This is a genomic window from Phycisphaerales bacterium, assembly GCA_040217175.1.
Taxonomy (GTDB): Bacteria; Planctomycetota; Phycisphaerae; order Phycisphaerales; family UBA1924; genus JAHCJI01.
This window is the reverse complement of record JAVJNT010000001.1, coordinates 226461-252553: the sequence shown is the minus strand read 5'-3', so window position 1 is coordinate 252553 and position 26093 is coordinate 226461. Positions and strand designations below refer to the sequence as shown.

General features: G+C 68.3%; 20 protein-coding genes and 1 tRNA gene. 14 read left to right on the top strand and 7 right to left on the bottom strand.

The features are described from left to right. Nucleotides 1-111 precede the first annotated feature (111 nt). A tRNA-Ile gene (locus tag RIA68_01050) sits at nt 112-184 on the bottom strand. 113 nt (nt 185-297) lie between these two features. Between RIA68_01050 and RIA68_01045 the strand changes: the two genes are divergently transcribed. From RIA68_01045 to RIA68_01035, 3 genes are read left to right on the top strand one after another with little or no spacing between them, the layout of a single operon-like run. After that, the gene (locus RIA68_01045) at nt 298-1647 is read left to right on the top strand and encodes an efflux RND transporter periplasmic adaptor subunit (GenBank protein ID MEQ8316017.1); all 1350 of its coding nucleotides are present in this window, start codon (nt 298-300) and stop codon (nt 1645-1647) included. After that, entirely contained in the window at nt 1644-4961 is a 3318-nt protein-coding gene (locus RIA68_01040) for an efflux RND transporter permease subunit (GenBank protein ID MEQ8316016.1), read from the top strand. Before RIA68_01045 ends, RIA68_01040 begins: the two co-directional genes overlap by 4 nt. A 43-nt stretch (nt 4962-5004) precedes the next feature. Next, the gene (locus RIA68_01035) at nt 5005-5760 is read left to right on the top strand and encodes an alpha/beta hydrolase (GenBank protein MEQ8316015.1); all 756 of its coding nucleotides are present in this window, start codon (nt 5005-5007) and stop codon (nt 5758-5760) included. A 2-nt stretch (nt 5761-5762) separates the two neighbouring features. Here the strand turns inward: RIA68_01035 and RIA68_01030 are convergent, their stop codons facing one another. The 5 genes from RIA68_01030 to RIA68_01010 all read right to left on the bottom strand — a co-directional run bounded on the left by RIA68_01030 (nt 5763) and on the right by RIA68_01010 (nt 10144). Further along, on the bottom strand, nt 5763-7295 hold the full coding sequence (locus tag RIA68_01030) for a trypsin-like peptidase domain-containing protein (GenBank protein MEQ8316014.1): 1533 nt from the start codon (nt 7293-7295) through the stop codon (nt 5763-5765). A 122-nt stretch (nt 7296-7417) separates the two neighbouring features. Next, complete coding sequence (locus tag RIA68_01025) at nt 7418-8128, bottom strand: 7-carboxy-7-deazaguanine synthase QueE (protein ID MEQ8316013.1); 711 nt, start codon at nt 8126-8128, stop codon at nt 7418-7420. After that, a complete protein-coding gene (queC, locus tag RIA68_01020; protein ID MEQ8316012.1) occupies nt 8125-8814 on the bottom strand; it encodes a 7-cyano-7-deazaguanine synthase QueC in 690 nt (229 codons plus the stop codon). Before queC ends, RIA68_01025 begins: the two co-directional genes overlap by 4 nt. After that, the gene (locus RIA68_01015) at nt 8811-9545 is read right to left on the bottom strand and encodes a hypothetical protein (protein MEQ8316011.1); all 735 of its coding nucleotides are present in this window, start codon (nt 9543-9545) and stop codon (nt 8811-8813) included. Before RIA68_01015 ends, queC begins: the two co-directional genes overlap by 4 nt. Beyond that, complete coding sequence (locus RIA68_01010) at nt 9545-10144, bottom strand: GNAT family N-acetyltransferase (GenBank protein MEQ8316010.1); 600 nt, start codon at nt 10142-10144, stop codon at nt 9545-9547. Before RIA68_01010 ends, RIA68_01015 begins: the two co-directional genes overlap by 1 nt. Before the next feature lie 72 nt (nt 10145-10216). On the opposite strand from RIA68_01010, the gene RIA68_01005 reads away from it, so the two are divergent. From RIA68_01005 to RIA68_00980, 6 genes are all read left to right on the top strand, one after another. Then, nucleotides 10217-10684, top strand: coding sequence for a thioesterase family protein (locus RIA68_01005; GenBank protein ID MEQ8316009.1), 468 nt, complete (start codon nt 10217-10219; stop codon nt 10682-10684). Nucleotides 10685-10709: 25 nt separating this feature from the next. Then, on the top strand, nt 10710-15161 hold the full coding sequence (locus tag RIA68_01000) for an AsmA-like C-terminal region-containing protein (GenBank protein MEQ8316008.1): 4452 nt from the start codon (nt 10710-10712) through the stop codon (nt 15159-15161). 47 nt (nt 15162-15208) lie between these two features. Beyond that, nucleotides 15209-16288 carry an LOG family protein gene (locus tag RIA68_00995; protein MEQ8316007.1) on the top strand — a complete coding sequence of 360 codons (1080 nt, stop codon included), beginning with the start codon at nt 15209-15211 and terminating at the stop codon, nt 16286-16288. An 18-nt stretch (nt 16289-16306) separates the two neighbouring features. Continuing rightward, a complete protein-coding gene (locus tag RIA68_00990) occupies nt 16307-17383 on the top strand; it encodes a hypothetical protein (GenBank protein MEQ8316006.1) in 1077 nt (358 codons plus the stop codon). A 111-nt stretch (nt 17384-17494) separates the two neighbouring features. Beyond that, a complete protein-coding gene (locus RIA68_00985; GenBank protein ID MEQ8316005.1) occupies nt 17495-18463 on the top strand; it encodes a calcium/sodium antiporter in 969 nt (322 codons plus the stop codon). A 123-nt stretch (nt 18464-18586) separates the two neighbouring features. Further along, nucleotides 18587-19885 (top strand): HD domain-containing protein, encoded by a 1299-nt coding sequence (locus tag RIA68_00980; GenBank protein MEQ8316004.1) that lies wholly within the window; start codon nt 18587-18589, stop codon nt 19883-19885. A 6-nt stretch (nt 19886-19891) separates the two neighbouring features. On the opposite strand, the gene RIA68_00975 is transcribed toward RIA68_00980, so the two are convergent. Next, nucleotides 19892-21631 carry an HlyD family efflux transporter periplasmic adaptor subunit gene (locus RIA68_00975; GenBank protein MEQ8316003.1) on the bottom strand — a complete coding sequence of 580 codons (1740 nt, stop codon included), beginning with the start codon at nt 21629-21631 and terminating at the stop codon, nt 19892-19894. Between the two features lie 201 nt (nt 21632-21832). Between RIA68_00975 and mqnB the strand changes: the two genes are divergently transcribed. The 5 genes from mqnB to RIA68_00950 all read left to right on the top strand — a co-directional run bounded on the left by mqnB (nt 21833) and on the right by RIA68_00950 (nt 26076). Further along, the gene (gene mqnB / locus RIA68_00970; protein ID MEQ8316002.1) at nt 21833-22552 is read left to right on the top strand and encodes a futalosine hydrolase; all 720 of its coding nucleotides are present in this window, start codon (nt 21833-21835) and stop codon (nt 22550-22552) included. Nucleotides 22553-22734: 182 nt separating this feature from the next. Continuing rightward, the gene (locus RIA68_00965) at nt 22735-24030 is read left to right on the top strand and encodes a hypothetical protein (GenBank protein MEQ8316001.1); all 1296 of its coding nucleotides are present in this window, start codon (nt 22735-22737) and stop codon (nt 24028-24030) included. Nucleotides 24031-24057: 27 nt separating this feature from the next. Continuing rightward, the gene (locus tag RIA68_00960; protein MEQ8316000.1) at nt 24058-24933 is read left to right on the top strand and encodes a PilN domain-containing protein; all 876 of its coding nucleotides are present in this window, start codon (nt 24058-24060) and stop codon (nt 24931-24933) included. 1 nt (nt 24934) lies between these two features. Further along, the gene (gene pilO / locus RIA68_00955; GenBank protein MEQ8315999.1) at nt 24935-25471 is read left to right on the top strand and encodes a type 4a pilus biogenesis protein PilO; all 537 of its coding nucleotides are present in this window, start codon (nt 24935-24937) and stop codon (nt 25469-25471) included. Next, entirely contained in the window at nt 25471-26076 is a 606-nt protein-coding gene (locus RIA68_00950) for a hypothetical protein (GenBank protein MEQ8315998.1), read from the top strand. Before pilO ends, RIA68_00950 begins: the two co-directional genes overlap by 1 nt. The last annotated feature ends 17 nt before the right edge of the window (nt 26077-26093 follow it).

Here is a 26093-nt window from a genome sequence, read left to right as displayed (position 1 = left end):
GCTTGGCTTCGTACCCCGCCGACGGCGGAGTCGCGTGGGCGAGAACGCCGACGCTCCGTGCCGGCTCGGCGTCCGAATGGAACGCGTCCGAACGGATCGGGTCCGGAGGAATGGGCCTGACAGGACTTGAACCTGTGACCTCACCGTTATCAGCGGTGCGCTCTACCGACTGAGCTACAAGCCCGAACCGCCCAGTGTATCGGCTCATTGGCGGGAGTCAACGATATGCAACGCCCCCCAGGGCCGGTCTCGGGCGTAACCTGTGCACCAAGGAGGGACGCCCGAGCGTCCGAGTACATGCCGAACACTACGCTCAGCCGATTGCGGAGGGCGATCCCCCTCGCCACCCGCGTCTTGGCCGGACTCTTCCTGCTCATCGCGGCCACGGGGCTGTTCCAGATCCTCAAGGCCACCAGGGCCGAGCCCACCCTCAGCGAAGACGCCGGACTGCCGCCGCTCGTCCGTACGGTCGAGGTCCGCCGCGTCGAGACCGCTCGGCCCTGGACGGGGTACGGCACGGTACGATCCATGACGGCGGCCCAGGTCGCGGTGCAGGTCGCCGGCCGGATCGTCGATCGGCCCGACGGGATCGAAGCCGGCCTGTCGGTCGAGGCGGGCGACCTGATCCTCGAGATCGATCCCAGAGACTTTCGCCAACGCGTGACGGCGCTCGAGGGCACGGTCACGGCTCTGGAGGCCCAGATCGACCAGCTCGGCGTCGAGGCGGCATCGCTCGATGAGCAGATCACGCTGGTGCTGGAGGAGGCCGAGATCGCCCGGCGTGAGTACGAACGCGCCCGAGGCATCTTCGAAGACCGCGGCGCCGGCACCCCCACCGAGGTCGACCAGAAGCTGGCCGCCTACCGCCGGGCCGCCCGGGAGGCGTCGGCCCTGCAGCAGCAGTCCAGATCCATCCCGGCCCGGCGCGCCTCGCTGGAGGCCAACATCACGTCGCAGCGGGCCGAGCTCGACCAGGCCAAGCAGGACCTCGAGCGCGCCACCGTAACGGCGCCCATCTCCGGCGTGCTGCAGGACGTCTCGCTGGACGAGGGCGACTACGCCCGCGTTGGCGACCCGGCCGCCCGCATCGTCGACCTGGGCCGCCTCGAGCTTCCGCTTTCGCTTCCGGCCTCGGCGGCGGGCGACATCGCCATCGGCGACGAGGTCGAGGTCGTGCTTGAGTCGGGTTCTGACGCTCGGTGGAACGGCACGATTACGAGGCTCGCGCCCGAAGCCGACGCTCAGACCAGGTCCATCCGCGTCTTTGTCGAGGTCGCCCAGGAACTGGAGACCGACGAGCGCGGCATGCTCACGCCCAGCAACGGCGTCATCCTCCGGCCGGGCATGTTCGTCGTCGGACGCGTGCTGCCGAGCCGGCCCGTTGCCCACCTGCTGGTGCCCAGGCGCGCCGTCGTGCAGGGCGGCGTGCTGATCGCCGACCTGAACTCGCCCGCGCGGGCCCGGCGGGTCGACGTCGAGACGCTGTTCGCGCTCGAGGGCGACATCGAAGGCGCGCCATCCGGCGAGTCGCTGTGGTTTGCCGTCGAGGCGGACTTGCAGCAAGGCCAGCAGGTGCTGGTGACCAACCTTGATGACCTGCGCGACGGCTCGCCCATCCGCGTCGGCGAGTCCGGAGGCGCGCCATGAGCCTCCCGGCCTTCGGCGTGCGTAAGCCGGTCGTTGCGAACCTGCTGATGTTCGCCATCATCGGCGCCGGCATCCTTCTCGGGCTCGGTCTGCGCCGGGAGTTCTTCCCCGAGGTCAGGCCCAACCGCGTGGTCGTGGCCGCGCCATATCCGGGCGCCTCGCCCGACGAGATCGAGCGTTCGCTGGCGATCAAGATCGAAGACCGCGTCGCCGACCTGCGCGACGTGGTCGAGATCAACACGACCGTGACCGAGGGCAGCGCCCAGCTCATCATCGAGTTCGAGGATTCGGTCGATATCGACGAGGCCGTCAGCGACGTCAAGCGCGAGGTCGATTCGCTCCAGGACCTCCCCGAGCAATCCGAACGCATCATCGTCGACAAGCTCGAACCGAATCTGCCCGCCGTGATCCTGTCGATCTACGGCGATACCAGCGAGCGGGCGCTGAAGGAAGCTGCGCTGGCGATCCGAGAAGACCTGCGGGCCTTGCCGGGCATGGCCGACGTGACGATCGACGGCATCCGGACCGACGAGATCCGCGTGTCGGTCAGGCCGCAGGCGATGGTCGAGCACCAGCTCAGCCTACCGATGATCTCAGATCGCGTGCGTGCCGCCATGCGCGAGCTGCCCGGTGGCACCGTGCGCACGGGCACGCAGACGCTGTCGGTGCGCACCGTCCGCGTCGAAGAAGACGCCAAGCTCGTCGCCGATATCGTCGTCAAGGGTGAAGGCGGACGGGTGCTGCGGCTCGGCGACATCGCCGACGTCGAGTATGGGTTCCGCGATACCGACCTCATCACGCGGCTCGAAGGACAGCCGGCCGTCTCGCTGACCTGCTTCCAGGTCGGCGACACCGACGTGGTCAAGATCGCCGAACTGACCAAGGCCTACACCGCCGGCATGCGAGGCGAGCCGCTCGAGCTGACCATCGGCGAACGCATCGGCACGTTCCTGCGGGAGATGCAGAACAAGCAGCTCGAGGCCCAGGGCAAGCCGCTCGACCTTAGCCCGGTGTCGGACCGGCTGCAGGCCTATGAGTCGGGCCAGAAGTGGATGGGCCGCCTGCCGGGCGAGGCTCGCATCACGACCGACCTCGCAAGATTCGTCACCGGACGCCTCGAGCTCCTGACACGCAACGCGCTGCAGGGCGGGGCGCTGGTGTTCCTGGTGCTCGTGCTGTTGTTGAACTGGCGCGTGTCGTTCTGGGTGGCCATCGGACTGATCATCTCGCTGGCGGGCACGATCGCCATGATGCGTATGACCGGCATCACGCTGAACCTGCTCACCATGTTCGGCCTGATCGTGGTGATCGGCATCCTGGTCGACGATGCGATCGTCGTCGCCGAAAACATCGTTGCGCGGCACGAAGAGGGCATGCCGCCGATGCAGGCGGCCATCGAGGGCGCCGGGCAGGTGAGCTGGCCCGTCGTCACGACGGTGCTGACCACCGTGTTCGCGTTCCTGCCGCTGGCCTTGATCGAGGGCCAGATCGGCGACTTCCTCGCGGCGCTCCCGATCGTGGTCGCGGTCGCGCTGCTGGTCTCGCTCATCGAGTGCCTGTTCATCCTGCCCAGCCACATGGCCCACACGCTGCGCTCGACCGACCGGGCCGAACGCACCGGCACGGCGTCGCGGCTGGCGCGCTTCGAGGCCCGCTACGACCACTGGCGCGATCGCCTCTTCTCGCGCCTGCTCATCCCCCACTACACCCGCATGCTGGTCCGCTGCCTGCGATACCGATACCTCACGCTGGCGCTGGCGATCTCGATCGTCATCGCGTCGGCGGCGATGGTCGCGGGAGGGAAGCTCGAGTTCATCTTCTTCGAGACCGAAGACGCCGAGTCGGTCAACGTCACCCTGCGCATGCCCATCGGCACCCCCGTGGGCGAGACCGACGCCATCGTGCGCCGCATCGAGCAGGCATCCCTCGACCAGCCCGAGGTCGCCAGCGCTTACGCGTCGGTCGGCGCCATCGGCGACGTCAACGGCGAGGGCGGGGATATCAGCCAGCCACACCTCGGCCAGATCTTCCTCGAGCTCAATCCCGTCGAGCAGCGCGACCGGACGAGCAACGACGTGATCCTGGCCATTCGCGAGCAGCTCGGCGAACTGGCGGGCGTCAAGAGCCTGCGCTTCGAGCCCATCGGCGGCGGCCCGGGCGGCGTGGCCATCAGCCTTGGCGTCGTCGGAGAAAACACCGAACGGGCAACCATCGTCGTCGATCGCCTCAAGGCCATGCTCGACGAGATCGAGGCGGTCTTCGACATCGAAGACGACGCCGACGCCGGGCAGCGCGAGCTGCGCTTCGACCTCAAGGACGGCGCGACCGAGCTGGGCTTTACCCGGGCCTCGCTGGGCGAGCAGATCCGCGGTGCCGTCTTCGGCCTCGAGCCCCACACGTTCGCGGGCAACCGCGAGGACGTCAAGGTCCGCGTCACGCTGCCCAAGGAGACGCGTTCGAGCCCCGTTGCCCTGGAGGACACCTACGTCTTCTCGCCCGACGGCCGGGCCGTGCCGCTGATCGAGGTCGCGACGATCGAGGAGGGCCGCGGCTACGCCACGGTGCGGAGGCTCGACCGCGAGCGCATCATTACCGTAAGCGCCGATGTCAACCGCCAGCTCGGTAACCCCGAGGAGATCGTCGGCTCGCTGCGGCCCAAGCTCATCGCACTCGAGCGTGAGTTCCCCGGCATCCGCATCGTCGAGCGCGGGCGGCAGAAGGACGTGGCCGAGAGCTTCGCCACCCTTCCGCTGGGCATGGCCGTGGCGGCAGGGCTCATCTTCGTCACGCTCGCGTGGCTGTTCTCGAGCTACATGCAGCCGCTCATCGTCATGGCGGCCATTCCCTTCGCGACGGTCGGCATGATCTGGGGCCACCTGGCGCTGGGGTTCGCGATGACGTTCCTCTCGCTCATCGGGTTCGTCGCGCTCTCGGGCATCGTGGTCAACGACTCGCTGATCTTCATGGAGTTCTTCAACGAGCGCAAGCGCGGGCCGGCGAGCCTGCCGCTGGCGCTCGTCCGCGCGGGCCGGGCCCGCCTGCGGCCCATCCTGCTCACCACGATCACCACCGTACTCGGGCTGACGCCCCTGATGCTCGAGCAGTCGTTCCAGGCCCGCTTCCTGATCCCCATGGCCATCACGATCGCGTGCGGGCTCATCTCGGCGACGGCGATTATCCTGCTCGTGCTGCCGTCGATGCTGGCGATCCTCAGCGATATCAAGGCCGTCGCGAGGCTCGCGTGGACGGGCTCCAAGACCAAGGCGACCAATGGCAACGGACTCGACGAACGAGCCCCGTTCAATACGCCATAGGCTGGCGCGCCGCGCCGCTCGCCTCGTCGTCATCGTCACGGGCATGGGAGTGACGCTCTTGGCCATCGGCCTGATCTTCTCGCCCGACCGGGCCATGATCTTTCCGGCATCGATCGCCGGCCCGCTGCCGCCGCCGCCCGCGGGCGTCGAGCCGTTCACCACCGACGCGGGACTGGTCTGGTTCTTGCCGGCGCGAGGCGAATCACCGGCACCGCTCGTCCTGCTCTTCCACGGCAACGGCGAGAACGTCGCCGGCATGCTGCCGATCGGCAAGCGCTACCAGTCGCAGGGCCTGGCCGTCGGGCTCGTCGAGTACCCCGGCTACGGCGGCACGTCCGGCAAGCCGACGCAGGCGAGCGTGACGCGGGCGGCGGTGGCGGGCTACGACGCGCTCGTCGCCCGGCCCGGGGTCGACGGCGATCGCGTCGTCGTCCACGGCTTCTCACTCGGCGGCGCAGTCGCGGCGCAGCTCGCGGAGCGCCGCGAAGTCGACGGACTCGTGCTCGAGTCAACGTTCTCGAGCATGGTGGCGATGTTTCGATCGTTGCGCGTGCCCGGCTTCCTGTGCCGGGACCCGTTCCGCACCGACAAGGTGCTGGCCCAGTACGAGGGGCCGGTGCTGCTCATTCATGGGCGCGCCGACACCATCGTGCCGCCCTCGCACAGCAAGGTGCTGCTCGGCATGGCGCCAGACGCGACGTACCTCGAGATGGACGGCGGCCACAACGATGGACCTTCGGACCCAGCCGCGTACTGGGCGGCCATCGACGCGCTCTTCGAGCGGGCCCTCGAACGCTGAGGTCAGCTCCGCAGCCGGACCACGGCGCTCTTGCGCCGCCCGCCGTTGGCGTACTCGACGCGGACGCCGGTCTCGAGGTCGGCCCGCTGCATGACGTCGATGAGCTGCTCGACCGTGCGCACCTCGCGATCGTCGATCGCCAGGATCACGTCGCCGGCCTTCAGGCCCAAGGCGCTCGCGGGCGTCTGCGGCTTCACTTCGATGACGAACACGCCCTGCCCGGGCATGCCCGGCAGGTTGAGCGGCATCGTCTCGTCGATCGTCAGGCCCTCGACGCCCAGCGTCTCCACCGCTCGTGCCCGCTCGTCGAGGGCGCGCTCCAACTCGGCGTTCCTCGCGGCCTGGGCAAGCCTGACCAGTTGGTCGCTGCCCGTTACCTCCGCCTCCAGCCGCAATACCTGGCCCTCGCGGATGATCTCGAGCGAGATCGGCGTACCTGGCCTGGTGAGGCCCACGAGATTGCGGAGGCGGTTGAAGTTTTCCGTCTGGCGGCCGTTGATCGAGACGATGATGTCGCCCGGCAGCACGCCGGCGAGATCGGCTGGTCCGTTCTCGATGACCGTCTGCACGTACACGCCCACGGGCAGTTCCCGGCCGGTCTCGGCGGCGACGTCGGTCGTGTTGACCAGGTCGCTCACGCCCAGGAAACCCTGCTCGAGCTGACCGGTTTCGCGGACGTTCTCGAAGACGCTGGTGGCGATGGCGCTGGGGATGGCAAAGCCGATGCCCACCGAGCCCCCGCCCGACGAGGCGATCATCGAGTTGATGCCAACCAGTTCGCCGTGCAGATTCACGAGCGGTCCACCGCTGTTGCCGGGGTTGATCGCCGCGTCGGTCTGGATGAACTCCTCGAAGCGATCGATGCGCTCGCGCGACGCGGTGCGAGGCGCCAGGCCGCTGCGGCCCTTCGCGCTCACGATGCCCGCCGTCACGGTGTGATCAAGGCCGAAGGGGCTGCCCACCGCGACCACCCAATCGCCCACCTGCAACTCGTCGCTGTCGGCGATCCGTGCGGGCGTCAGGTCGCCGGCGGCGAGCCGCAGCACGGCCAGGTCGGTGCCCGGGTCCGAGCCGATGATCTGGGCGGCGACCTCGCGACCGTCGGCCAGCGTGACCACGACCTCGTCGGCTCCCTGGATCACGTGGTGGTTGGTCAGCGCGTAGCCGTCGGCGGTCACGATGACGCCCGAGCCCACGCCCGACGGCAGCGTCTCCTGCTGGCGGACGACGCGGCCGAAGCGGTCGCGCACGCGCCGGGTCACCTGGCGGGCGGTCTGGATGTGGATGACCGATGGCTCGATGGTCTGCGAAGCGTGTCGGAACACGCGGCTAAGGCTACCGGCGAACGCCACGTCGGCGCGCACCTTCTCGGGCAGCGCCTGGTCTGTCCCCCGGTCGGGGTCGTCGGCAAAAATGAGGCCAGACGGCGTTGCCCGGCCTTGCACGGCTCCCGCGTCCTTGGGAAGCAACGATGCGGCAATCCCGGTCACCGCCACCATGACGGCGGCGCAGAGCACGGTCATCCTGATCGACATGCGCACCTCCTGATCGGTCGACACGAACACTATTGGCCATGCCCGGCCCGTGTTCACACTATTTGGGACGCGCAGGCTCCGCATTGCTGTCGATCGGACTTTGATTGGTATTTCCGAGGCACCTACGTGCCCCGGCGGTCGCCGAACAGCTCGATGTGCAGGCGGTGGCAGTACCGCCAGCCGCGGGCCAGGCACGCCTCGATCAGCCAGCCGAGCCCGGCCGGATCGGGCGTCGAGACCCCCTCGGGCATGAGCAGCACGTCGCCGGCGTCGACCTCGGGCAGCATCGCCAGCAGCGACTCGATCTCGGGAAGGTCGCCCGGCGCGGACACCACGAACTTGAGCTGCCGCTCGGGATGGTCGGCCAGCAGGGCGTGCAGGGCCTCGTAGTTCAGGCGTCGCTGCTCGTGCCGGACGGCCAGCGCGCCGCTCGGGTCACGCGGGTCGTCCTTCGGCGTGCTGTTGGCCAGCTTCGGGCTCAGGCTCAGCAGGTCGCAGCGGACCGGCAGGTACACGGTGCCCGCGGTCTCGATGGTGACGTGCACGCCGACGTCCGCCAGGCCGCGCGCCAGGTCGGCGATGCCCTCGAAGATCATCGGCTCGCCGCCGGTCAAGACGGCGTGGCGAACGCCGTTGGCCCTCGACTCGGCGAGCAGGTCGTTGACCGTGCGCTGCTCGCCCTCGGGATTCCAGCTTGCGTACGGGGTATCGCACCACGTGCACCGCAGGTTGCAGCCCGCGACGCGGACGAACCAGGACGGCACGCCCGTCAGCTTGCCCTCGCCCTGGATGGACACGAACGTCTCGGAGATGGGCAGCTTCGCGTCGCTCACGCGTACCTCGTTGGGTCGGCGACGCCGGCGGCCTCGAATCCGCGACGGCGAAGGATGCACGCGTCGCACCGGCCGCAGGCCAGCGGGCCGTGCTCGTCTCGGCCCGGGTCATAGCACGAGGTCGTGAGCGCAAAGTCGGCGCCTGCGTCCATCCCGGCGCGCACGATGTCGGCCTTGCTGAGCGTCAGCAGCGGCGTGCGGATCGCCAGCGGGCTGGCTTCCTGCGTGCCACGGCGCGTCGCCAGCGTTGCCGCCTTCGCGAAGGCCTCGATGAAGTCCGGCCGGCAGTCGGGGTAGCCCGAGTAGTCGACCGCGTTGACGCCGATCCACGCCTCCTCGGCGTCGAGGGTCTCGGCGTACGCCGTCGCGACCGAAAGGAACACGAGGTTGCGCGCCGGCACGTACGTCGAGGGAATCTCGCCCGCTCCTGGCTCTGCCTGGTCCTTGGGCACGTCTCCCCCGGTCGTCAGCGACGAGCCCGCGAACGGCGCGGCATCGAGCGTGTAGACCACGTGGGAGGCGGCGCCGAGGCTGCGGGCCACTTGTTCGGCGCACTCGAGCTCGATCTTGTGTCGCTGGCCGTAGTCGAACGACAGGGCGTGGCACTCGCGTCCCTGTCGTCGCGCCAGGGCCAGGCACGTGGCACTGTCGAGCCCGCCGCTGAGGAGGACGACCGCGCGACTCATCGTGCGTCCGCGATCTTCGTCAAGATCGCGCCCCGCGGCGTAGCGCCGAGTTCCTTGAACTTGCGCTCGAAGTTGCTGCCGATGAGTCCGCCCTCGGGCGCCGAGGGCAGCCTGGGCAGGTCGCCGAGCGAGAACGGCGCCGAGGCGAACCCCTCGGGCACGCCGCGGCACCAGGCCTCAAACTGCCGCTCGTAGAAGGCCCAGAGCTCGTCGTGGTCGGTCGCCAGGCGCAGCTCGCCGCCGGGCTCGAGCACGCGCCAGCAGTCGACCAGGAAGCCGTCCTGCAGCACGCGATTCTTGTGGTGCTTGCGCTTGGGCCAGGGGTCGGAGTAGTACAGGTGGAGCGTGCGCACGCAGCCGTCGCTCACGCGCCACTTCAGGAAGGCGACCGCGTCGCCACGCAGCACGCGGGCGTTGGCGAGCACGCCCGACTCCCGGTGCCGGCGCACGCGGTCGGCGGTGTAGAAGTAGACGTCGGGGTCCTGCTCGATGGCCAGGAAGTTGCTCCCGGGCCGTGCCCGCGCGGCTTCGACGAGATACCCGCCCTTGCCCGGGCCGACCTCGATCTCCAGGGGCTGCTCGGGGCACTCGAACCAGCGCGAGGGGTCGGCCCTGGCCGCATCAGGACGCGAAAGCAGGTCGTCGGGCAGCCCGCCCAGTTCGTCCTTGGTCACCCCCACCACGCCCGGTGCATCGTCGAGCGCTCTGCCTCGTCCCAGGTCGCTGGGCATCAGCCGCCCTCCCCGGCTTGCAGGGTCTTGCTCATGATCAGGCTCTGATAGTTGGTGTAGGGCCACTGCCAGGTCTGCACGACGCGGTAGCCGCGACGCTCGTAGTACTCGCGCAACGGCACGTCGGGCTCGGCCATGCTGAGGGCGAGCTCGCGGGCGCCAATCGCCAGCGTCTCCTGCTCCACTCGCGACAGGAGCGCCGAACCAACGCCGCCGCGCTGCAGCGAGGGATCGACGGCGAACTGAGAAAAGTGCGTGACGTCCGACCGCAGGAACCAGGGCGGGAAGGCCGCGTCCTCTCGTTCCTGGAACAGGATGGCGCCCAAGAGCCGTTCGGCGAACCGGGACGAGGGCGGGCCGGAAGCCGGCCGGAGCGCCACGAACGTCTGCCCCCGGTAGCACCGCTGGCGGGTGATCTCGACCGACTGGCGTCCGGCCAGCGGATCCATGCCGCGGTCGCGCTGGCCCTTGTACGAGCGGTGCAGCAGCGCAGTAATGGGCGCGATCGGGTCGGTTGCCAAGAGTGGGCGCACCTCGACCGATGATGCCGCGACGACGCCCGGCGTGGCTTTGGGTTGGCTTGTGTCAGGTTCGGCCATCCGGCGAGCCGACGCCTCCTTGGTCGAGCACGAACTCGTTCGTGCGGGAAACGGTAACGCTAGACTCGCCGCGTGCCCGCAACGAACCCCGACCATGCCGTTCTGGAGGGCCCCGCCGAACTGACGGAGGTGCGCGTCCGATACTGCGAGTGCGACCCGATGGGGGTGGCCCACCATGCGAGCTTCGTGCCGTGGCTGGAGATGGCCCGCACCGAGGCGTTGCGGTCGGCCGGCCGAACGTACGCCCAGATGGAGGCCGAGGGCGTATTCCTGGTCGTAACGCGGCTGGAGGTCTCGTACAAGCGGCCTGCGCGGTACGACGACGTGCTGCGCATCGCCTGCCGGGCCAGCATCGCCGGCCGGGCCCGACTGCGGCACGACTACGCCATTCACGTGGTCGAGCCGGGCGATGGTCAGGCGGGACGCGCGGGCGATCGGCCGGTGGTCACCGCGACCACCGAGTTGGCCTGCGTCGATGGCTCGGGCCGGCCGACGCCCATGCCGGCCTGGCTGGTCGAGATCGTCGAAGGACGGTCGTAGCGAAGGCCGATCCTACGGAGCACGCATGGCCGAGCATCCGGACGAAGCCGAGAGTGCGAAGAAGCCCCGTTCATGGGTGCGCCGCCGGTGGTTCGTACGGCTCGTGCTGCTGATCATCGTGATTGGCGTGGTCGGGGTGATCGCCGGTGGACTGCTGCTGACGCCGGCGGCCGGCGTCGTGCTGCGGCCCAAGCTGGCGCACGAGCTCGGCGTGCGCGTCGAGGGCGGCTCGCTCAAGCTCGACCTGGGCGGCGACATCATCATCCGCGACGTGATGTTCCGCACGCCCGAGCCCGTCGAGGCATCGGACCCGAGGGGCGAGGCGTCGAAGTTCCTGCACGTCAGGCAGGGACGCATCCTCCTCGGCTGGCGCGGCAGGCTGCGGGGCGGCCCGCTGGTCCGCCGCGTCGAGGTGTTCGACGCGGCCGTGCGCCTCACGAAGCCGTTCGAGGAATTTGACCTGAACATCCTGGCCGTCGAGCCGCCGGCCGCGGGAGGCACGGGCGGCGATCCGCTGCCGAGCATTATCGTGCACCACGCCAGCGTGCTGCTGGGCGAGCACGACGCCGAGGGCAACATCACCGAGCTTCGGACGCTGCCGATCGTGGCATCGCTGCGGAATTCACGCGAGACGCCGGGCGTTTTTGATGTCACGGCGTTCGAGGACCCCAAGCGCTGCAACAGTGCCAAGCCGTTGCGCTTCGAGGGGCAGCTCGGGCCCGGCGGCTTCTCGGGAACGCTCGGCGGCATCGACATGGCCGACTTTCCGCCCGAGGCCATCCCGTTGCAGCTACGCGAGGCATACGAGCAGCTGCGCATCGGCGGTCGAACGCGCGGGGCAACAGTGCGCTACGACGAAGCGACCGACGTGCTCGAATTGGTGCTCGACGTTCGCGCCGGCTCGGCGCTTCCGGCGCCGTTCCCCGAGGACACCGATATCGACGCCCGGCTGGACATTCGCGTGCCCGTACCGGTCGACGAGGAGGGCACGCTCGAGCCGCTGATCCCCACGAGCGGCAGCGGACTGGTCCGGCTCGTACAGCGTCCGGCCCCCGACTCGGGCAAGATCGTTCCCTGGCGATCGCTGCAGGCGCCGCCCGAGCCAGGTGAGCCGGGCGTTGGCCGACGGACGCTCATGATCGAGGGCAACCTGAGCAGCACGATCGAAGACCTCGACGTCGACATCGAGGTCCGCCTCTGGCTGGGCGATGGCGAGCCGCTCTACGAGTTCGACGTCGCCACGATCGAGCCGTACCGATTTACGACCGACGCCCCCTGGCTCGGTCGCCCCGCTCCGGTACTACAGAAGGTCTCGCAGGTGCTCGACCTGTTCGAACCGACGGGCACGGTCTCGCTCTCGGCCAGTGTGTCGCAGGTCGCCGACGGGAGGGGCGTGCGCCAGCAGGTGATTGGCAGGGGCGCCATCCGCGATGCGGGGATGCGCTTCGAGTACTTTCCGTATCCCGTGCAAGGCGTGAGCGGCTCGATCGAAATCGACGACGGCACGATCAGCCTGCTGGGCCTACGTGGTGCGACGCCCGGCGGCGCGCCCGTCGTCGCCTCGACCATCATCACGCTCGATGAGGTCGCTACTGGCGTCGACGTCGACGTACGCGCATTTGGCGTTCAATACGACCAATCACTCCGCGACGTGCTCGACGAGATCGCGCCGGAGATCCGAGAGATCATCCTGAACGAAGAACTGCTCGCCGAGCGATACGACCAAGGGTTGCTCCGGCGTCCGGGCGTCCTCGGGCGCGCCCCGGCGTTTGCGTTGGGTGGCCTTGCCGATGCGCACGTGCGGGTGGATCGACAGACTGGCGTCGACAACAGCACGACGGTGCACGTCGAGGTCCGCAGCGATCGGTTCGGGCTGCTCCCCGAAGCTTTTCCGGTGCCGATCCATGCCAGCGACGTGCTGCTGACGATCGACTTGCCTTCGGAGCGGGACACCATCTTGGAAGGCAAGCCCCGGAGTCTCAGGATCGCCGCGGAACAAGCACGGGCGACGACGCTTGCCGGCGGCGACGCGACGGCTAGCGTGGTCGTTGAGGTACCCATCGATGATCCACAGAGCGTCGATCGATCGACGACCGTGGACGTTGCGATCGAGGCAGCGGGCGTGCCGATCCATCCGGGGCTGCTCGCCGCCGTTCCGCGCGGCGACGGCGCAGCAGGCGGGCCGCGACGCCTGCTCGAAGACCTGGGCCCGAGTGGACAGATCGACGCCCAGGTGCGCGTCACGCGCGACTCGGCGGGAGACCTGGACTGGTGGGCCGAGATCCAGCCGCGATCGGCGACGCTGAGTCCACGGGCGATCGAGCGACGCAGGCCGCTGGTCATTAACGATGTCGGCGGCTCGTTCCGGGTCGATGGCGAAGGGCTCCGCGGATCTCTGACGGGCGAGGCATCGCTCGGCGGTCGCGTCGACGCGAACGTGCGGGCAAGCTTCGAGACCGACTCCGTGATCGCCGTCGTCACGACGGACGACCTGAACCTGCAGTCGCCCGTCGAGGACGCGGTGGCGGTATTCGCGCCCGAGCTTGCCGAGGCGTTGTCAGACGCGCGCGACCTCTTCGACGTCCGCGGCTTCGCGGACCTGGCGAGCAGCGTGCGAAAGGCCGGCGAGGACGTATCGGCCGAGGCGCGCATCTCTCGCGTCGATGGCCTGCGGTTCGACTGGCTGGACGGCCGCCTCGGGCTCGACGCCGGCCGCGGATCGGTCGTCGTGGCGACGGGCGACGAGGGGCCCATGGTGACCTTCGACCGCATGCTGGGCGAGGGCAGCTTCGACGGCGAGCCCATCGGCCGCGTCCGGCTGCGCGGCGAGATCCCGCTCGATGCGCTCCGCGAACGCGGCAGCCTGGTGACTCGCCCCACGACGCTCGACATCGAGATCCAGGGGGGAAGGCTCGAGTCAAAGCTGCTGCGGCGGCTCGCCAGCAACCGCGACGCGCGCGACGAGGGCTCGTTCCTCGACCGCTGGGACGTCCATGGCGAGTACGACGCGTTCGTCGCGCTCCAGACCGAGGGCTACGGGGGCGATGGCCCTGGCGTCTCGCCCATCCGCGAGTTCGAGCTCTCGCCCTACGACGCATCGCTCGTGCGCGACGGTGAGCGCTACTTCGTGCCTTGGGTCAGCGGCATCGTGTCGGGGCGAGAGATGAAGCCCAGCCCCGACGGCCCCGGCGGGGAGTCGGAATACAAGGGCGAGATCGATTCGCTCGTGCTGGGCGGCGACGACTGGTGGGTGTCCCTCGACGGCTACTGGCGTGCCGCGGGCGGGCTGCGGAGCGAGGTCGAGGTCGGCCTCGACGGAGAAGTTGGTCAGAGCGAGGGTGCCATCGGCCGCGTGCACGGCGTGCCCGAACCGATCATGGGAATCCTGCCGCCCGGCGTCGGACGGTCGCTGGATGCGATGGATGCCGAGAGCCTGGGCTCGATGGTGATCAACGAAGGCCGGCTGCGCATCGTCACGCAGGCCGATCGTGATGCGAGGATCGAGGCCGACGCGTTGCTCGGCGTCCAGCACGCCGTCGTGGGCACCCGCGCAGCGGAAGATGATGCCGAGGGCGAGAACGAGCGGCCGATCGCGGTGCTGCGGCAAGCGGCCATCGCCATCGCGAGCGATACCGAGCACCCGACGCTGCTGGCGGCCATCGACCTGTCGGCCGCCGAAGGCTCGTGCTGGGGCTTGGACGTGACCGAGGCGCAATTGCTGGCAGACGTGCGCCGCGACGGTGTGGTGCGCATGCCGGTCGTCCGTGCGGTGGCGGGCGGCGGGCGCGTCGCCGGCCGCGGCACGGTGACGCTTGCCGAGGACGAGGGCGAGCGTGCTCGCTACGCACTCGACCTTGCAGGCTCGGGTCTCTACACCGAACGCGTGCTCGCGGCGCTGCAGGACCGCGAGCCCGAGGCCGTCCGCGGGGCGGGAGACCTCGACCTCTCGCTGGGCCTAGAGGGCCAGATCGGCAAGCGCGACCGGTACCGGGGCCGCGGCTCCATGCGCATCCGTGGCGGGTCGCCGGTCGAGCTGCCCCTGGCCATTCGCGCCGCGGTCGAAGCGATGAACGTGAAGTTTGGGGCCGACGCCTACGACGCGATGAATGGCGACTTCTACGTCGAGGGCCGAACGCTGACGTTCACGCGGCTCGCGGTGAGCTCCGACTCGGTCATCCTTGATGGGTTGGGCACGGTCGATCTCGAGCGCGGCGCCCTCGACATGAACATCACGACCAGGCCGACACGCGACAACGCGTTCCGCTCGTTCGTACGCTCGCTGCGCGACGTGATCGTCGCGGTCGACCTGCGGGGCACGCTCGACGACCCCGCCCCGGCGCCCAAGCCCCAGGCGCTCGTGGGGCCGCTCGATCGGCTGCGACGCATGATCCAGGGCGGGCAGAACTTCGACGAGTGGTCGAAGGAACGCCTGCGCCGGTACTCGCAACAGCGCGGCGAACCCGACAGCGGCTGGTAGCCATCGAGGCCTCGTACGAGCCGTCCCCACGGCTACCCTATGGGCCCATGCAGGAAGGCACCGAACGCACCACGACCAGCGACGCCCGCACCCCCAACCCTCGCGCCGACTGGCAGGCCATCGGCAAGCGGATCGACGAACTCGTCGACATGGTCGCGCCCGACGGGACGCAGGCGTTCGATCGCAAGCTGGTTGCCGAACTGGTCGCCGCTGGCCTGAAGCTCCTGCCCGATGGTCGCAACCGCGGCGAGTTGAAGCTGCTGACCGCCGCGATGAAGGAACTGCGGTACGCCTACCGCGTCTTCGGCCGCTACGAGCAGGCGCAGAAGATCACCATCTTCGGCTCGGCCCGAACGCCCGAGGACCACCCCGACTTCGAGTCGTGCGTGGAGTTCTCGAAGGAGATGGCCGAGGCGGGCTGGATGGTCATCACCGGCGCGGGCGACGGCATCATGAAGGCCGGCCACGTGGGCCCGGGCAAGGCGGCGAGCTTCGGCGTGGCGATCCGTCTGCCCTTCGAGACGACCGCCAACACGGTGATCCACGGCGACGAGAAGCTCATCCACTTCCGCTACTTCTTCACGCGCAAGCTCATGTTCCTCTCGCAGGCCCAGGCCGTCGCGCTCTTTCCGGGCGGCTTTGGCACCATGGACGAGGCCTATGAGACGCTCACGCTCATCCAGACCGGCAAGAGCGGCATGGCCCCCATCGTCATGCTCGAGGGCCAGGGCGGCGGATACTGGGACGAGTTCCATTCGTTCGCCCGCAACGCGCTGCTCAGCCGCCAGATGATCAGCGAAGACGATACCTCGCTCTACTACCACGCCAGGAACCCGCGCGACGCCGTCAAGCACGTGCTGGATTTCTACCGCAACTACCACAGCTCGCGCTACGCCGGAGACGAATTGATCATCCGCGTCCGCCGCCGGCTGAGCGACGAGCACCTGGCGACGCTCAACGACGAATTCGCCCGCCTGGTTAAAGAAGGCCAGATCCGCCAGGGCGGGCCGCACGAATATGAGGACGAGTTCCTCGACCTCCCACGCATCAGCTTCACCCACACCAGGCGAGACTTCGGCTTGGTCCGCAAGCTCATCGACCGGATCAACCAGCTCGACGCGTCCTGACCTTCTCAAGCCGCACCGATGACCCGAGCCCGACCAGCCTGCGCCGCCCGCGTGTTGCTTGCAGCGACCGCGTGCTCGGCGTGGCTGATCGGAGGTGGCTGCGCGAAGCAGATCCGCATTCCCGATGCGCCTCCGGTGGACGAGGAGCCGGTGACGCGCCTGGCTGGCTATGGGATGGAGCTGCGCACGTGGGCGCTCGACGCCACGTCGTGGAAGCGGGCTCGGAGCAACGCGCAACTCGAAGCGCTCTACGGCGAATGGCTGGCCATCGAGGCCGAACGCATCGCCAGTGCCGAAGAAGACCCGGACGGGCCGCTCGTGGTGTCGACGGCAAGCCAGGCGGGTCCGCCCGCCGAACCCGAGGACGGCCCACTCAACACGTTCGAGCAGTTCGTGGCATCAAGGTCGGAAGGTCTGATCGATCGCCCCGGACGCGAGGCAGTCGACCAGTACGCCAACACGCGCGACGCCCTCGACGCGGCGGCCGTGCAGGTCTGGACGCAGAACGGAATGCGTTTCGCGCTCGTGCCCATCGACGAACTCGCGAGCCTGCGCAACGCGATGGGCGTCCCGGGGCCACTGGAGCGGGTCTGGTGGGGCGCCACGACCACCTGGTCGCACATGGCTATGGGCGTCCCCTTCTCAACGCAGCGGCTCGAGACCGATGCTGGACCACTCATCCTCGGAGCCGGCCGCATGGCGCTCATCGGCCGGGCCTGGCCTGCTCCGGGCATCAGCGGCCCGGTGCTCCGCCTCGAGTTGTGTCCGCAGTACCTGCGGTCGGAGGGCTCTGCCCGCACCTTCGCGGCAAGGCTTGCCGATCGGCTCGACCTCGACGCTGGCCCGCCGAGCGATCTCGACGCCGGCCCGGTGTTCGAGCGTTTGTTGCTGCGCGGCTCCATCCCACGCGGCCATGCGTTGGTGATCACCGTGGCCGACAAGGAGCAAGCGGCCGACGAGGTCGGCCCCGTTCCAACCGGTTCGAGCATTGGCAAGGCGGTCCTCTCGACCTTCGGTCCAGACGGCACGGCTCGGCCGGTCGCGCTCGTGGTCGTTCCTGTGCTGCCCGAGTGGCTGTCGCTCGACGGGGGCTGACCCGCACGCGAGACCGCCGGCCCGAAGCCCGACGACCACTCTCCTACCATCGGGACCGATCGACGGACTCGATCGGGCTATCCCTATTGCCACTCGTGGAGCACGGCCGCCTTGCAGAACCTGGTTTCGATCCTGTGGTTGCTGCTCGGCATCACGCTGCTGGTGGGCGGAGCAGAGATCATGCTTCGCGGGGCCGTGTCGCTAGCCCGACGCCTGGGCGTCCCCACGTTCATCATTGGCCTGACGGTCGTGGCCTTTGGTACCAGCATGCCCGAGCTGGCAACGGGCATCGGCGCCGTGCTGAAGGGACAGAGCGACCTGATCGTGGGCACCGTCATCGGCTCGAACGTCGCGAACATCGGCCTGGTGCTGGGCATCGCGTCGATCATCAAGCCAGCTCGCGTCCGGGGCGGCGTGGTCCGCCGCGAGGTCCCACTGCTCATCATCGTGACGCTTGCGCTGGTCGCCACGCTCTTTGGCGGGTCGATCACGCGTGTCGACGCGACCTTGCTCGTGGTCGGTCTCGCAGCGTTCATCGCGTGGACCCTGTACTCGTCGCGGCACCTGAGCCCGGAAGACTCTGCTCTAGTCATCGAGACCGAGGACGAGCACGAAGGCGATAAGCCGCCGCACGGCGTGGCCATGAGCCTGGTGCTGGTTGCCATCGGGCTGGGCGGCATGGTCATCGGCTCCGATCGCGCCGTCCTGGGCGCCACCGACCTCGCGGTTACCCTGGGCGTGCCCGCATTCCTGATCGGGCTGACGATGGTGGCATTCGGCACGTCGTTGCCCGAGGTCGTCACCACCGTCATGGCCGCCCTCAAGGGCCACTCGGACCTCGCGGTGGGCAACGTGCTCGGGTCCAACATCTTCAACATACTCTGCGTGGTCGGCGTCAGCGGCTTGATCGGGGAGCTGCAAGTGCCCGACATCGCCGTCCAGAGGGACGCGTGGGTCATGCTCGGGCTCACGCTGCTGCTCCTGCCGATCATGGTCACGCGGTTCACCGTGAGCCGGATCGAGGGCTGCTTGCTCTTGACCGTTTATGCGGTCTACGTGACCCTGGTCATGACGCTGTAGCCCCATAACCGAGCATCAAGGCAAAACGAAGGCTTTCCGGCCAGAAGTCGGCCTTCCAGGGCCAACTGGATTGTCCGTGCAGCCGATGGAACGGGTGTATTCGCCGACACTCGGAGATCGACCATGCTGCGCGTATCGATGCACGAAGCCAGTGAGGGCATGAGACTTGCCATGCCGGTGTACCACCCGCAGCGCGGGGGCCCCGTGCTCCTGAAGGCGGACGTCACCCTTGACGCCCGGCTCATTGCCCGTCTGCGAGAGATCAACCTGCGCGAGATCTACATCCACTACCCGGGGATGTCGTTCCTGAGCCGGTACGTCAGCCCGGCCATCATGCAGGCCCGTGCCGAGCTGAGCCAGCACGTCCTCGCATCCCTTGACGAGGTCGCCTCCAATGCCGTGGCTCGGCTGGACTACACCAGCTACAAGCGGGCCGTCGTCGGACTGATCGAACAACTCGTGCGCGCGCCGACGGCGGCGTACTACCTGGAAGAACTCGCCACCGCCGACACGCCGCAGGGCCGTCATGCCAATTCGGTGTGCTTCCTGAGCGTGCTGATGGGGCTGAAGCTAGGCGACTACCTCATTGCCGAGCGTCCGCGCCTGCATCCGAACCACGCCCGGGACGTGACGTCGCTTGGCGTCGGCGCCATGCTGCACGACGTCGGCATGCTCCGCCTGCCGCCAGAGACCCTCCGCCGGTGGAATCGCGAGCACGACCAAGGCGATCCCAACTGGCAGCGGCACGTCAAGCTCGGATTCGACATGGTGCGCGACGGCGTCGACCCGTCAGCGGCGGCCATCGTGCTGCACCACCACCAGGCCCACGACGGCTCGGGCTTCCCGCGGCGGAAGCTCCTCGGCGGCGGATCGGTGCCGCTCGAGGGCAAGGAGATCCACGCGTTTGCGCGTATCGTCGCGGTGGCCGACGCGTTCGATCGCCTGCGCGATAGTGGTGACGCGCCCGGTGCCGACTCCGTGCCCCAGACTCGGCGTTCGACCGTCGCGGCACTGCGAGAAATGGTGCTGGGCGACACCGGCAAGCGCTTCGACCCAATGGTGATCAAGGCACTCGTCGCCTGTGTGCCGGCCTACACGCCCGGCTCGGTCGTGACGCTGAGCGACCGGCGCCGCGCTGTCGTGTGCAACTGGCGGCCAGACGACCCGTGCCGGCCGCGTGTGCTGCCCATCGAAGGCCTCAGCGACGCCGTCGGCGCGACTGCCCAGGGATCAAGCGTGATCGACGCGGAAGAGCCGCCCGACACGGTTGATCTCACTTCGACGCCCGACCTTTCGATCGTGGAGGCCGAGGGCTTCGACGTATCGAAGGACAACTTCGTTTTGCCGAGCCACGAATCCTTCGACCTGCGACAGGCCGATCGAGAGCGGATCAACCGGGCGCAGGCGCTCGAGCCGACCTGAACTGCTTCAGCCCGTAGGCTCGGCCGCCTTGTCCGAAGCCGACGCGACGGGCGCCGCTTCGGCGATTTCGCCGGACGCCGATTCCTCGACGGTCGCCGTATCGTCAGAGGCGGCATCACCTTGTGCGACCTCGGTCTGCTCGTCGCCCTCGGCCTTCGTCGTCCGGCTCGGACGGCCTCCCGCCCGATCCGGAACGGGCTTTCCGTTCTCGTCGAGCGTGAAGCCGACGGTCTGAAGGCGTCCGGGGTCCCAGGGCTGCTTGAGCACCTCGCCCGGTGCGGGCGAGCGGACCAGCACGACGTCTCCCGCCGAGAGGCCTGCGAGCACCTCGGCCTCCGTCTCGCTGCGGCGACCCAGCCGGATCGGGACACGCTCGTAGCGAGTGCCGTTCGGCTTGTACACGAACTGCAGGCGTCCTTCGCTGAAGACCGCTTGGACCGGAATGGTCAGCGCCTCATCCACGCGATCCATCACGATGGTGGCCTCGGCCCGCATCGAAGGCTTGAGCTTGTTGGCGTGCTCTCCGGGCTGGAGCAGGATGCGCACGGTGTACTCACGGAGATTCGGATCTCGCCAGTTGCCGCTCTCGGCGAGGACGCCGATCGACTCGACGGTCCCCGGCAGGATGGTCGAGCCGAGGGCCTCGATCTGTACCGTCGCGGCCTGGCCGGGCCGAAGCCGTCCGGCCAGCGACTCGTGCACACGGACCGACGCGACCATCTCACTCGTGTCGGGCAGGACGATCAAGACCTGGTTGGGTCGGATCTCCTGGCCGGGCTCTGGCGGGTCATCGTTCCAGCGACCGCGCCGCGTGCTCGAGTTGTACACAACGAGTCCGTCGTTGGGCGCCTTGATCTCGCAGTAGCCAAGCTGCTCGCGGTGCTTGGACAGGCGCTCCTCGCGGAGTTCCAGCTGCCTGCGGGCGTTCTTGCGATTGGCGTCCCGGCTGGCGAGTTCGATGGCGTTCTGCTTGCGAACGCGATCGACCTTGGCCTCGGCCTCTTCGACGGCGCTCGTGCGCTGCTTCTCGTCGCGCGGCCGCTGATAATCGCGGTAGGTACGGAGCGCGAGCTCTGCCTGCTTCACCCGCGACTCGGCCTCGAGCAACTGGATCTGCTCCTGGTCGAAGTCGTTCTTGCTCTTGAACTTCTTGTCGAACAGGATCTTGCTCTGATCGAACTTGTCCCGCAAGCGATCTCGGTTCCGCGTGGCGCTGTCGAGGTCGGCCTGGAGCCGCTCGAGTTCCTTGGGGTCGTCGCCGTCACGCCACTGCTGGAGCGCCAGCCGCGCGAGCTCCAACTCAAGGTTGGCCGCCCGGAGATTCGACTCGTTGTCGCTTACCTGGATGAGGTAGGCGTTCTCGGCGGCTTCGAGGTCGGCCCGGGCCGTCTCGACCCGGCTTTCTTCCTCGGTGATCTCCTGCTCGATCGACTCGCTGTTGAGCGTGAAGAGCACGTCGCCCTTGGAGACGCGGGTGCCCTCGTCGATGATGCTGACCAGCGTGGCACGGCTGTCGACCTTGTTGCGGATCTCGACCTGCTGGCGAGCCTCGAGCTCACCCGTCGCGATGGTCTGGATATCAAAGTTTCGCACGGAGGCAGAGACGATGTCGGCCGTCCCCACCGCCTCCATGTCATCGAGCTGCGTGGTGGCATACCACCCGCCGCCGCCGATCACGGCCAGTGCGACGACCGCTCCCGCAGCCTTGATGAGGATGCTGCCCCGCCTCGTTCGTGCCTGTCCCATCGACCACCTTCCCCGGAGCGTCGCTCGAGTGTGCCACGGCCCCGAGACCCCGGGACCGAGCGATTGCCCGCCTTCTGGGCCGTTCCATCGGCCCCGCGAACTGGAGGACACTAGCGTTCAACTACCCAGAGCCCCGAAGGGTTCCACTCCGTCGCCGAAATCCCTCAAAAACTTGGGCCAATCCACCGCCAACGACGTTCTATGGACACCAGTTCGACGAAAGCCCACGATCTTCCTTGGCTCCTTACGGTCGCTGCCCCGGCGGAGGCGACCGCGGTGCTCGATTGCGCCGGCACCAGCGCTTCGATGCCCCCAGCATGGCAAACGACCGATATCGGCGACGACCTGCATCTCGTCGTCACCGGCGTCGGAAAGGCCAACGCCGCGGCCGCCACCGCCACCACGCTCTCGGGCCATCGGTATGGAGCGGTCATCAACCTGGGCATCTGCGGCTCGCTGCCGATCGTGAGCCCGCTGGGCCTGGGCGATTCGATCGCCGCGACGCGGTCGATCTACGCCGACGAGGGTCTCCAGTTGCCAGACGGCTCGTTCGTGGGCTGCTCCGATATGGGGTTTCCCCTCGGCCCCTTCGACGACTGGGGCGTCCGGGCCGATGCGGATTTGCTGGATGCGTTTGCCGGCCTGGCATCGGTGACCGCCCCGGTCGCGACGGTCTCGACGTGTTCTGGGACCGATGCCCTGGCCCGCACGGTGGTCGCCCGGACCTGGGCGGTCGCCGAGGGCATGGAGGGCGCCGCCGTGGGCCAGGTGGCGAGCCGCTTGGGCGTGCCGTTCATCGAGATCCGCGTGGTGAGCAACACCACGGGCGACCGCGATCAACAAGCGTGGTCGATCGGCCCGGCGCTGCGTCGAGTTGGTGACCTGGCCCGAGCCATCCGCGACGCCTCCGCTGCCCGATAACCGCCTCTTGCTCCCGATCCTGACGGATGCGCCGATCGGAAGGGCGGTACCACCTCCCCCTTGACCAGCCGACTGCTGGATTCGAGCTCCGGAACCGTCGATTTCAATGGCTGCGGTTTTGGATTGGCGCGGTCGTGCTGCGCGTGCCGGGCTCGGGCAATCGGGCAGGTCAGGGGGCCTTGGTGGGCATCTCGCTGAAAACACTCTCGGCCATCGGATCGACACGCCTCATGGGCGGTTCGGTATCGCCGATCGCCTTCGAATTCGGCACGGCCGAGTTGAAGGTCCTGCAGATCGCGGCCGGACCGAGCCCGCACCTGGTGGCCGCGGCAGCGCTCGAGATGCCCTCGCGGCTGCGGCGCGACGCCCAGGCACGGCTGGCGTTCCAGATCGAAGCACTCCCCAAGCTCGTCAAGGCGGGCGGGTTCAAGGGCAAGCGGGCGGTGTGCTCGATGCCCAGCGCCATGTCCTTCTGCAAGCATCTGAAGATCGTCAAGGCCGACGGCGTGGCAATGAACACGCTCGTGCGCGCCAAGATCCAGGGTGCCATGGGCTGCGATCCCAACGCACTTGTTTATCGCTGGGTGCCCGTCGAGACCGGCAATGCCGGGAGCCGCGGCGAGGTCATCTGCATGGGCGCCGGTCGCGACGTGATCCAGAGGCTCATGCGGGCGCTCAAGGCCGCGAAGCTCGAACCGGTCGCGATGCACAGCGACTTCCAGGCCATCTTGACCGCGATGCACGCGTGCACGCGGCACCTCGAAGGGCACGAAGACAAGCCCACGCTGTACCTCGAACTCGGAGCCGGCGGCTCGCGCGTGCTCGTGGGCGACGGGGAGCGACTGGCGTTCGCCAAGTTCGTCGAGATCGGTGGCAAGCACCTGGATGAGGCCATCGCCCGCGAGCAGAACATCGACATGGAGATGGCGCGGTCGACGAGGCTGAACCTGCAGACGCTCGTTCCCGAGGCCTCAAAGGCGGCGGCCTCGGCGACGAGCGCCTCGCAGGACGAGAGCGTCGATCGTGCGGGCTCGGGTCTGGCGATGCTCGAGGCGGCTCTGAAGCGGTCCCGCGCAACGCCCAGCAGCGAAGACAATGGCGGCAGCGCCGTCATGGCCGCGCTGGACGAGAGCGCCGCGGGCATGGAGACCCTCGACGAGACGATGTCTCGCACCGGCACCGACCTGACCGAGCCGCTCGAGATCCTCACCGATGAAGTCCAGATGTGCGTCCGGTATTACAACGGCCTGTGCCCGCAGCGCAAGATCGAGCGTGTGGTTTTCCTCGGAGGAGAGTCTCGCCAGATGGCGCTGTGCACCCACATTGCCCGACGGCTCAACCTGCCCGCACAGGTAGCCGACCCGCTCGCACGAGTTACGCGGACCGGCAATGAGCCCTGCGTCGGCACGGACCTCAGCGGAAGCCAGCCCGGCTGGGCGGTAGCGCTGGGCTTGTGCCTTCGCCCAACCGATCTTTGAACAGGCACGGAGCTACGGAGGATCGTCATGCTCGGACCATCCAGCGATCAGAACCAGCAGGGCGGAGCCCTGGGCGGGGGATTCCTGCCCGAGGACTACGTCCAGCGCAAGGCCGAGGGCCGAGCCAACATTATTGGTCTCACCTTGTTCTGTGCCGTGATGGGCACCGTGGTCGCGGCGTTCTTCGTGACCAACCGGAACTGGAAGTCGGTGCACCAGGAGCGCGAGGCGATCGCGTTGCAGTACACGGCGGCCGAGCCCGAGATCGAGTTGCTCATCAAGCTCGAGGAACAGAAGGAGCAGATGCTCCAGAAGGCTGAGATCGTGACGGCCCTCATCGAGCCCGTGCCGCGCAGCATCCTGATGGCCGAGCTCGTCACGCGCATGCCCGACGAGATGACGCTCCTGACCGTCGAGCTCAAGGGACGCCGGGTGGCCGATGCCGCGCCGACTAAGGACGACGACAAGAAGAAGCGGCGCACGAGCGTGCGGGGCCGCAAGGCCGGTTCGCTCGGCGGCACGAAGACGGGCGCCAGCGCCGACGAGGCCGAGACCAAGAGCATCCTGCCGCCGCGGTACGAGTACACGCTGACGCTGACGGGCGTGACGGCCGACAACAGCGAGATCGCCGACTACCTCGATGGCCTCAAGCTGTCGCCGCTGCTGCGACGCGTCGAGCTGCACTACGCCGAGAGCCAGAAGATGAAGGATCGCGAGCTCCGCAAGTTCGAGATCACCGCCGAGATCGATCCGCGGGCCGACGCGCGGGGCATCGAGCCGCTGACCTCGCCCGAGGCCATGGCAGGCGGGGATGCCACGCCTGACAGCGAGTCTGACGATGCCCAGGCCGAGGGCGGCGAAGAAGCCCTGGCGATCGAGCCCGACGGCGGAGAGGGGCAGTAACATGAAGTTTGGCGTACGAGAATTCGTGCTCTTGCTGGTACTCTTTGCGGTGCCTCTGGCGAGTTATTGGTTCGTCTTCAAGCCGCAGAACACGCAGATCGAGCGTGCCCGCGAGGAGATCGCGCTCCGGCGGGACAAGCTCGAGAAGCTGCAGCAGGAGAGCGCGCGTCGCGGCACGCTCGAGGCGGCCACGACCCAGATCGCCGAGCGCATCGAGTCCATCGAGGCCCGGCTGCCGACGAACAAGGAACTCTCGGGCGTGGTCCGACAGATCTCCGAGCTCGCTGGCGAAGCGGGGCTCGAGCAGCCGGCGATCGTGGCCGAGAAGCCGGTCAAGGCGTCTCTCTACATGGAGCAGCCGCTGAAGATCGAGATGACCGGTGACTTTCGCGGGTTCTACAAGTTCCTGCTCGAGCTCGAGCGGCTCGATCGAATCACGCGTCTGCCCGAGATGACGGTGCGTCGATCCGACAAGGTCGACGGACACATGGTCGCCGAGTTCACGCTGAGCATCTACTTCCAAGACGAGGAGGCGTGATGAATACCGATCCCTCGATGACGCCCGAACACTCGGACGATGACGCTAAGGTCACCGAGTCGTACTCGCCGGACGCCAAGAAGCGTCTGCCCGTGCAGGTCGCCATCGTCGCGGGCGTGCTGCTGGTGGCCGGCGGGGTCATCTATTGGATGCACCACCGCGGCATCGCGCCAGCCAAGCTGCTCAAGCCCGTGGAGATGCGCTACACGATCGAGCAAACCCAGGCACGGCACTACGAGGGCGAGGACCGCATCCTCAAGTCGCTGGCGCAGTCCGGCCCGCCGCCGCAGATCCCGCTGGCAGAGATCGACGACAACCCTTTCCGGCTCGAGCGAGCGCCCGAGGCTGACGATCCGATCCTTCCCGTCGAGCGAACGCCACAGCGCGACCAAGTGCTCGTGCAGGCCGAGCAGATCCTGGGCTCGATGAAGATCGAGATGGTGCTCAACAGCGACACCAGGCCGCTGACGAAGATCAACGGCCGCGTGTACCAGGTCGGCGAGAAGATCGATGGCGTGCTTGAGATCGTGTCGATCTCTGGCCGCTCGGTGACCTTCCGCGCCAAGACGCTGATGCGCACGGTCGAGATGAAGGGCAACAACTGATCCGCGTGCGGGGGATG

Excerpts from the sequence above, each read along its gene's own strand:
- RIA68_01045 (MEQ8316017.1), top strand. The coding sequence starts at position 298 with ATGCCGAACACTACGCTCAGCCGATTGCGGAGGGCGATCCCCCTCGCC.
- RIA68_01040 (MEQ8316016.1), top strand. The coding sequence starts at position 1,644 with ATGAGCCTCCCGGCCTTCGGCGTGCGTAAGCCGGTCGTTGCGAACCTG.
- RIA68_01035 (MEQ8316015.1), top strand. The coding sequence starts at position 5,005 with ATGGGAGTGACGCTCTTGGCCATCGGCCTGATCTTCTCGCCCGACCGG.
- RIA68_01030 (MEQ8316014.1), bottom strand. The coding sequence starts at position 7,295 with ATGTCGATCAGGATGACCGTGCTCTGCGCCGCCGTCATGGTGGCGGTG.
- queC (MEQ8316012.1), bottom strand. The coding sequence starts at position 8,814 with ATGAGTCGCGCGGTCGTCCTCCTCAGCGGCGGGCTCGACAGTGCCACG.
- RIA68_01015 (MEQ8316011.1), bottom strand. The coding sequence starts at position 9,545 with ATGCCCAGCGACCTGGGACGAGGCAGAGCGCTCGACGATGCACCGGGC.
- RIA68_01010 (MEQ8316010.1), bottom strand. The coding sequence starts at position 10,144 with ATGGCCGAACCTGACACAAGCCAACCCAAAGCCACGCCGGGCGTCGTC.
- RIA68_01000 (MEQ8316008.1), top strand. The coding sequence starts at position 10,710 with ATGGCCGAGCATCCGGACGAAGCCGAGAGTGCGAAGAAGCCCCGTTCA.
- RIA68_00995 (MEQ8316007.1), top strand. The coding sequence starts at position 15,209 with ATGCAGGAAGGCACCGAACGCACCACGACCAGCGACGCCCGCACCCCC.
- RIA68_00990 (MEQ8316006.1), top strand. The coding sequence starts at position 16,307 with ATGACCCGAGCCCGACCAGCCTGCGCCGCCCGCGTGTTGCTTGCAGCG.
- RIA68_00980 (MEQ8316004.1), top strand. The coding sequence starts at position 18,587 with ATGCTGCGCGTATCGATGCACGAAGCCAGTGAGGGCATGAGACTTGCC.
- RIA68_00975 (MEQ8316003.1), bottom strand. The coding sequence starts at position 21,631 with ATGGGACAGGCACGAACGAGGCGGGGCAGCATCCTCATCAAGGCTGCG.
- mqnB (MEQ8316002.1), top strand. The coding sequence starts at position 21,833 with ATGGACACCAGTTCGACGAAAGCCCACGATCTTCCTTGGCTCCTTACG.
- RIA68_00960 (MEQ8316000.1), top strand. The coding sequence starts at position 24,058 with ATGCTCGGACCATCCAGCGATCAGAACCAGCAGGGCGGAGCCCTGGGC.
- pilO (MEQ8315999.1), top strand. The coding sequence starts at position 24,935 with ATGAAGTTTGGCGTACGAGAATTCGTGCTCTTGCTGGTACTCTTTGCG.
- RIA68_00950 (MEQ8315998.1), top strand. The coding sequence starts at position 25,471 with ATGAATACCGATCCCTCGATGACGCCCGAACACTCGGACGATGACGCT.